Source organism: Alicyclobacillus kakegawensis NBRC 103104, from assembly GCF_001552655.1.
Taxonomy (GTDB): domain Bacteria; phylum Bacillota; class Bacilli; order Alicyclobacillales; family Alicyclobacillaceae; genus Alicyclobacillus_G; species Alicyclobacillus_G kakegawensis.
The window spans coordinates 238,300-244,882 of sequence record NZ_BCRP01000003.1 but is presented as its reverse complement, the minus strand read 5'-3'; the positions used below and the strand labels follow the sequence as shown (position 1 = coordinate 244,882).

The window sequence follows — 6,583 nt, the reverse complement described above, 5'->3', positions numbered from 1 at the left end:
CATGACAGCCCGAGAGACACGAGGTTTTCGGCGAGATCGCCCAGAACTAACTGGGCGGTCTTTTTTTGTGGTTTGACGCCGCTGGGGCATCAAGGGGGGCAGACGGGCGAGCGGCTATTGTGATACAGTGTGGGGGATAGCCCTGTGGGGCAACACCTCTGGCCAGTCTCCGCAACTTGACGATATGGCCAAAAGTCTTAAATTTCGAAAGGATGCCGTTAGAAAACATGCGAATCCGAGGCGTGACCTACGACGTTGGAACCCCTGTCATCAATGGTGGACTCACACGCGAGACGTTGCCCCTGGACCTTGTGGAACAGGAGATGCAAGTGATTGCGAAAGAATTGCATTGCAATGCCGTGCGCATCACCGGCCAGGACATAGAGCGGCTGAAGCTGGCCGCAGGTGCCGCATGTCGACATGGATTGGAGGTGTGGTTTTCCCCATCGGTTCATAATGCCAACGAGCAAGAGACATTCCAAAACATGCTGGAGGCCGCCTCGGCCTGCGAGGACCTGCGCAAGGTGGGCAGTCAGGTGGTGCTCGTTCTCGGGTGCGAACTGAGCGTCTTCATGTCGGGCCTGATCCCTGGAGACAGCCTGCTTGACCGCCTGGCGTTTTTGTCGGATCCTTCGCGTTGGACCGCCGACATGCTGGCAAACGGATCGCCCGAAGAGCGTTTGAACACCTTTTTGGCCCGCGTCGCAACGGAGGCGCGTCGCCGCTTCGCGGGGCCATTGACCTACGCATCGGGGCTGTGGGAGGATATCGATTGGCGGAACTTCGACATCGTCGGCATCGACGCTTACCGCGACGGGAACAATAGGCAAGAGTTTCCCGGCCTCATCCGCAACTACACGCAATTCGGCCAGCCCGTTGTCGTGACCGAATTCGGATGTTGCACGTATGTCGGCGCAGACGACCTCGGTGGCATGGGATGGATGGTGGTCAATCGGCAATCCACACCTTGGCGCCTCGGCAAGCCGCTTACACGTGACGAGAGCGTGCAGGCACGGTACCTGACCGAGCTGCTGGAGCTGTTCGACAGCGAGGGAGTCGACGGTGCGTTCGTCTACACATTTGTCAGCCCCAGTTATCCTTCGAGTATCGATCCGCGTTACGACTTGGACACCGCCAGCTACAGCCTGGTCCGTACCTGGCCTGCAGGAAACGATGCGGCCTCGCAGCATTCTCCGCGCTGGGAACGCAAGCAGGCGTTTCACGCGGTCGCACGTCACTACGGGAAAGGGAATCATCCATGATTCGCGTTCGTTTTGTCAGTATTGTGGTGTCCGCTGCGCCAGGCGACGAATGCGCCCAAGTTCTGTCCTGGACGCCCAGTTTTTGCAGGATGTAGGGCAGGGGATAACGGAGCATGGCTTTAGCCCCTGTCGCTTACTTGGCCAGCCTGTCGAGGGAGGGCGATTCTCGCAGCGCCGCGTCAAACCTGCTTTTGGACCGCCTGGATCGCCACGCGGAGACGGCGATGATGCAGGAGAACACCAACAGGCAGAACAGAGGTATCCACCGCTCAAGCATGGGGGTCCAGGATAGATGCGCGTAGATTGCGTCGTCCGCTGTCATGTTCCCGGCAATCCATGCGATGTAACCGGCGGCCGGGAAGATCATCCACGGCAGCTTGTCCAACACCTTTGTCATCACCTGGCTGCCCAGAATTAGAAACGGAATCGTGCAGAGAAAGCCGGCCAGCAACACACTGAATCGTCCATCCGCGGCGCCCAGCATAGCCATCGCGTTGTCCAGCTCCATGCATAGGTCGGCCACCGCTATTGTGCCGATGGCTTTCCAAAGCCGATCAGGCGCTGCGATCCGCGTTTCCCGCGTGTTCTCGGGCTTGCGAAGCTGCTCTATCGCCAAGCGCAGGGCAATCCACATCAACAGTGCACCCGCGGCGGTTTTCAGGACCGGGATTTGGATGATGAACGTACCGAGGGCGGTAAACCCAATCAGCAGCAGGATGGCCAAGACGCTGCCCAGTACAATGGCTCGTTTGCGCATCGCTGGCGGCAGCCTGTCGGCGGCCAGTGAGATGGCGAGTGCGTTGTCCCCGGACAGGATGATGTTGACCAGAACCACGTTCAACACAAGCAAGTACCAATTCATGGGTATCCTCCTCCGGGTGTACGATGAAACAAAAGAGCGAGACCACAGTCTGATGAAGGTCAGTCTGTCCGTTTTGCGCCATGCGCACGTACCGACCGCCATATTCCTCAGACTGTAAGTCTCGCTCACAGGATCGGGAGGGCAAGCCGTCTGGCCTGTCCCGACGCTATGTAAGGTACCGGGTGCGGGGCCTTGGATTTGCAATGTCCACTTCTGTCCACCGCACCGTATTGACGGCACGCTTCGTCCGCGAATGCAGCTTTCGCGGCAGCTACTCCCTTACAGGATGGATTTGTCCGCGGCTGTCTAGCCAGGATCACAGCATCACTGCCTGTCCCACCTATAAACAATAGAGGCCAGACAGCGAACTGTCAACCGGCACAGGTGCATGGTGGATGAGAGGCCAGTCACGCGTCAGCGTGGCGTCCGTAAAAAATAAGGCGACGCTGCAGAACATGTCTCCAGCGCGCCACTTCACAGAAGTACAAGGTTTCTTTATTCGAGGTCGTCGTCCTCGTCATCCGACAGCAGGGACTCGTTGTAGGCATCGACAACTTTTTGCCATTCTTCTTCGTCCTCGATGATGGCCAGGACGACATCGTCTCCATCTTCGCCGTCAAGTCTCATGATGACGCCTTCATCATCGTCTTCGTCAGCCGGCAGCAGGACCGCGTAATCCTTATCTTCGACCGAGATGAAGTCGCTCAAGATAAAATTGTGCTCGTTTCCATCTTCATCTTGAAGCACAATGAGTTCCTCGGTCTCGTGTCCGTGATCATGGTCATGGTGCTCATGGTTATGTTCCGTCATCGGCCCATCCTTCTTTCTGGTTCCGTTTGAGGAGAATGCCCTCATACTATCATGCTCCGCCTGGAAACACAAACCTCCCCGCTCACGAAGATGACCAGCGCTCGTCAGAGACGGTCAGGGGTATCTGTCATCCGCTCCTGCACAGCTTGACCCAGGCGTTCGCTGACCGCTTGCAGCAGGTCGTTGACTGCGGATTGAGCCTGTTGGAATTCACGTACCACAGGAATTTGTTCCAATTCCTGAAGGACCGCCTCGGATTCTTGCGTCAGGTGGCGGTAGTACGCTTCCGGAACCTTGCGCACGGTAAATTCCTCGATTTGTTCGTGGAGCGAACGCAAGCGTCGCATCAAGGATTGAGCCTGTGGATGTTCCTGCAACCTGGATTCTGCCTGTTGGTAGCGCTGAATTTCCGGGGTTTGCAGAATCATGTCCGCCAGCTCTTCAGCTTGCATCCACAGTTCATTTCGGTCCATTCATGAGCCTCCCGTGGCGGTCAGCGATTCAGGCGATGGTGCTTGTCATTGAAACGTTTGTACGGATCGCTAGGAGAATTCTCCATTTTGTCTGCCAATACGGCCATCGCGATGCCAACAACCAGCAAAGCCATGAGCAACGGATAGGAATGCAGGCTAACCCCCAGGATGACAAACAGGAACAGCAAGGCGTACAGGCTGTAGCGCACCCATTGGCCCTTCGCCCACCTCAGCACAGCGGCCACTCCTTCCGCGACGGTTTGCACCTGTGCGGCCAGAAAGGAAAAGCGACGCACCTGTATAAATCCGTGTCCAGTTCCACTCTTGACATTCATTATAAGGCCAGGCAAACGGTCGGTCAAAACGGACATTTCGCTGCAGAACGGCCAGTTCGCCGGGTATAACGTTCCCCAACCATCAATAATGGCCGAGGACGCCTTGTTTGCGTGCACGCCGCTCGGCCACAGAAAACACGGCGAGTCCGACGGCAACCCAGAAAGCCAAGACCGTCTCATCCGGCGATTGACCCTGGACCGAATCATCAGTATTCTATACATAAAACGGGAGCGGGGGCTGCTTATGGGACTGCTCGGTATGGCGGTGGCGGCGCTTGCCACCCTCTTCATGTTGTATATCTGTGCCTCGGAGACCAAGGAAAACTTTGACCGAGCCTTGGCAAAAGAGCGTGAGGATGCGGAGCGATGAGCTTGCCGGCGGGATGGGAGCAGGGTACTCACAATGCGCACCGCGAACAGACTCCTGCTTGGTTGACCTTCACAGACGCCGACGTGTATGCCTTTTGGTACGAAGACGCCCATCTCGCGTTGGTTCGGTTTCGCCGCGACGATGAGAGGTTGTTATTTGTCATCGGCCAGCAAAGCCGGCAGGGGTTGCACTTATCGTTTCCGGGACGGTTGTTCACCGACCGCGTGCTGGACGAGGTGGAACCCATTTTCTTCGCCGCGGTCGAAGAGCCCGACGGGCAGACGGAGCAGTTGGCGCTCGGCGCCTACTTCCACGCTGGCGAAGCCGCCTATGGCGCCTATTATGCGCCAGGTGCCGCTGTCTTGGAGGTATCCCTGTTCCGCATCGACAATACGGGAAACAAGCCGGAATTGACCAGTCTGGTGGGGCGTGAACAAGAGCAAGCGGCTGCCTTGTTTGTGGAACGCTACGGCGACCAGCTGAAGATGGGGAAAGCTTGATGAGGTTCCCTGGTTCGGCACCCGTGATTCAGTCACGGGCGTCGGCGTGCGCAAAAAACCAGCGTCGCCCGCGGGCGACACCGGTCTCAGATGTTCTCTTGGAGCAGTTCCGAAAGTTCCTGGGCTGCTCTTTCATCCGTCAAGGCGAAAACCTGCATGAGGTACGGGATGTTCACCAGATCATCCGTTCCCAGAATGGCGGTACGTCCCGACGAAATTGACGTCACCAGGGACTTCCCGTAAAAGTGGCCGGTGCTTGTGATGGCCAAGTCGTACCGCTCGTATTGGCCCACGACACCCACATATCTCGTGGTCGTGGCCTCTGTTTCATCGTAAAGAACCATGCCGCTGTCCAACAAGGGGCGGACCTCCCATTTCTCCGGCTAAAACCGCCGCATGGTCGGCGGATCTTCGGACTCCATCAACTCTTGCCACTCGCGCACGGCTTCGAAGAACCGCTGCTTGTCCCGCTGGTCCAGCGCTTCGTCGATAATCTGTTTCAATTCATACTTGCGCGCAGCGCGGGCCTCGACTTCACGGATGACGTCCGCCACCTCTGCCGGCAAAGGCAAGTCGGGCAGGTTGACGAACAGGTAGAGTTTCTCGTTTTTCGGCATATAGGACTGGAGCAGCGCCATGATGTCCTTCGGCTGGCTCGCCTTCTGGATGCCACCGCCGTTTGGAATGCGGGCAATCATCCCGTGGCGGCCGATGATCAACAGCGGCACGTTCTCCAGGACTATGCTGGTTAGTTCCACTTGCTGCAGATACGAGGACAAGAAGTCCAGGATCATTTCTGCGCCGGCCGGGAGTATCTTCGTCTTCAAGTGCAGAATATCTTCCTTGGCGATCACGATGCTCCCCTCCCATCGACTGGCTTGGCAAACATCCTGACGGTGCGTGCCGGTCCTGTTCCACCGTATGCAGGCTGACCGTCCCCAGCGCGGGCGCTATGGGACATTCCGAGGCATATTTATTGTAGCAAAATTGCTCGCGAGATAGAAGTCAAGGGGGAGAAAGAGGAAACTGCGAGCTGGTGATGCCGCCGCTGTCGTTGTGGTCCCATTCGCGCACATACCACCCAATGCAGAGACGAGCCGCCTGTTCGGTTCCTTTTGAATATTCCTCATGGTACCATAATACGTGATCGATTGAGCTCGGGCCAGGCTGGAGATGGAGACGCAATTGGGGCCAGGCCGTTTGGGGGGGTGGACATGGTCAAAAAAGGGTTAATCCTGTTGGATGTGCAGGAAGAGTTCCTGCGCAGTTCCCTCGACTACATTGCACGCTTGTGCCAGAAGTTCCTCGATGAGCACGCGGAGGACTACGCAGCCGTGGTGCTGACGCGCTGGGTGTACGACGACTTGGGAGGAGAGAACACCCTGCTGCTGTCGCACCCACGGGCCCAGGTGATTGAAAAGTCCACGTATTCCGGGTTCACGCACGAGGTTCGGCGGATACTTCTTGAGCACGGTGTACAAGAAGTGCATGTCGGCGGTGTGGACAGTGAACTGTCGGTTTTGGCGACCATGTTTTCGCTTTGGGATGCGGGCTTCCACGTAAAGGTTTTGGAGCGCTTGTGCGCTTCGTACCACGGTCGAAATTGGGAGGCGATGATGATAGCGCGGCACGCCATCGGACGGGAAAATGTGATTCCGCTGGGCGGGGACCGCGTGTACCTGTAACCGCCGCCCGCGAGGAGAAGGTAACGATTGGAGTGGCGAGGCGGCCGCTCCGGGGCGCATACTATGAACCCGGGGGAGGCGAAGCCGATGAGCCGATGGGTGTATTTTGCCGGCCTGTACGATTCTAAGTTTGAAGCGTACTGTGCGGTGATGTGGATTGAAGCGGACGAGCGCATCCGTGGTCCTGTGCACGCTGACGAGGTGCAGGTGTATCAGACGCGACACGGGAAATACGGGGTGCGCTTTCGCCAGTTTGCCTGAGCGGGGCGGGGTTCCCGTCCGTTGG

11 protein-coding genes are annotated in these 6,583 nt (G+C 57.5%); 5 read left to right on the top strand and 6 right to left on the bottom strand.

The annotated features are described in order from the left end of the window. The first annotated feature begins 227 nt into the window (after nt 1-227). Nucleotides 228-1,262 carry a glycoside hydrolase family 113 protein gene (locus AK2_RS04045; protein WP_067931630.1) on the top strand — a complete coding sequence of 345 codons (1,035 nt, stop codon included), beginning with the start codon at nt 228-230 and terminating at the stop codon, nt 1,260-1,262. 133 nt (nt 1,263-1,395) lie between these two features. On the opposite strand, the gene AK2_RS04040 is transcribed toward AK2_RS04045, so the two are convergent. From AK2_RS04040 to AK2_RS04025, 4 genes are all read right to left on the bottom strand, one after another. Further along, on the bottom strand, nt 1,396-2,124 hold the full coding sequence (locus tag AK2_RS04040) for a YjbE family putative metal transport protein (protein ID WP_067931628.1): 729 nt from the start codon (nt 2,122-2,124) through the stop codon (nt 1,396-1,398). A gap of 495 nt (nt 2,125-2,619) precedes the next feature. After that, the gene (locus AK2_RS04035; RefSeq protein WP_067931626.1) at nt 2,620-2,934 is read right to left on the bottom strand and encodes a DUF1292 domain-containing protein; all 315 of its coding nucleotides are present in this window, start codon (nt 2,932-2,934) and stop codon (nt 2,620-2,622) included. Nucleotides 2,935-3,038: 104 nt separating this feature from the next. Beyond that, on the bottom strand, nt 3,039-3,407 hold the full coding sequence (locus AK2_RS04030; RefSeq protein ID WP_067931624.1) for a YlbF/YmcA family competence regulator: 369 nt from the start codon (nt 3,405-3,407) through the stop codon (nt 3,039-3,041). A gap of 20 nt (nt 3,408-3,427) precedes the next feature. After that, a complete protein-coding gene (locus tag AK2_RS04025; protein ID WP_067931622.1) occupies nt 3,428-3,703 on the bottom strand; it encodes a hypothetical protein in 276 nt (91 codons plus the stop codon). Between the two features lie 142 nt (nt 3,704-3,845). On the opposite strand from AK2_RS04025, the gene AK2_RS04020 reads away from it, so the two are divergent. Next, the gene (locus AK2_RS04020; protein ID WP_157076213.1) at nt 3,846-4,112 is read left to right on the top strand and encodes a hypothetical protein; all 267 of its coding nucleotides are present in this window, start codon (nt 3,846-3,848) and stop codon (nt 4,110-4,112) included. Continuing rightward, nucleotides 4,109-4,612, top strand: coding sequence for a hypothetical protein (locus AK2_RS04015; protein ID WP_067931618.1), 504 nt, complete (start codon nt 4,109-4,111; stop codon nt 4,610-4,612). Before AK2_RS04020 ends, AK2_RS04015 begins: the two co-directional genes overlap by 4 nt. A gap of 86 nt (nt 4,613-4,698) precedes the next feature. On the opposite strand, the gene AK2_RS04010 is transcribed toward AK2_RS04015, so the two are convergent. Continuing rightward, complete coding sequence (locus AK2_RS04010) at nt 4,699-4,971, bottom strand: DUF3055 domain-containing protein (RefSeq protein WP_369406113.1); 273 nt, start codon at nt 4,969-4,971, stop codon at nt 4,699-4,701. Nucleotides 4,972-4,995: 24 nt separating this feature from the next. Beyond that, nucleotides 4,996-5,466 carry an IDEAL domain-containing protein gene (locus AK2_RS04005; RefSeq protein ID WP_067931616.1) on the bottom strand — a complete coding sequence of 157 codons (471 nt, stop codon included), beginning with the start codon at nt 5,464-5,466 and terminating at the stop codon, nt 4,996-4,998. 360 nt (nt 5,467-5,826) lie between these two features. Between AK2_RS04005 and AK2_RS04000 the strand changes: the two genes are divergently transcribed. Further along, the gene (locus AK2_RS04000; protein WP_067931614.1) at nt 5,827-6,297 is read left to right on the top strand and encodes an isochorismatase family protein; all 471 of its coding nucleotides are present in this window, start codon (nt 5,827-5,829) and stop codon (nt 6,295-6,297) included. Between the two features lie 87 nt (nt 6,298-6,384). Continuing rightward, nucleotides 6,385-6,558 (top strand): hypothetical protein, encoded by a 174-nt coding sequence (locus tag AK2_RS17065; protein ID WP_169794162.1) that lies wholly within the window; start codon nt 6,385-6,387, stop codon nt 6,556-6,558. Nucleotides 6,559-6,583: the final 25 nt, after the last annotated feature.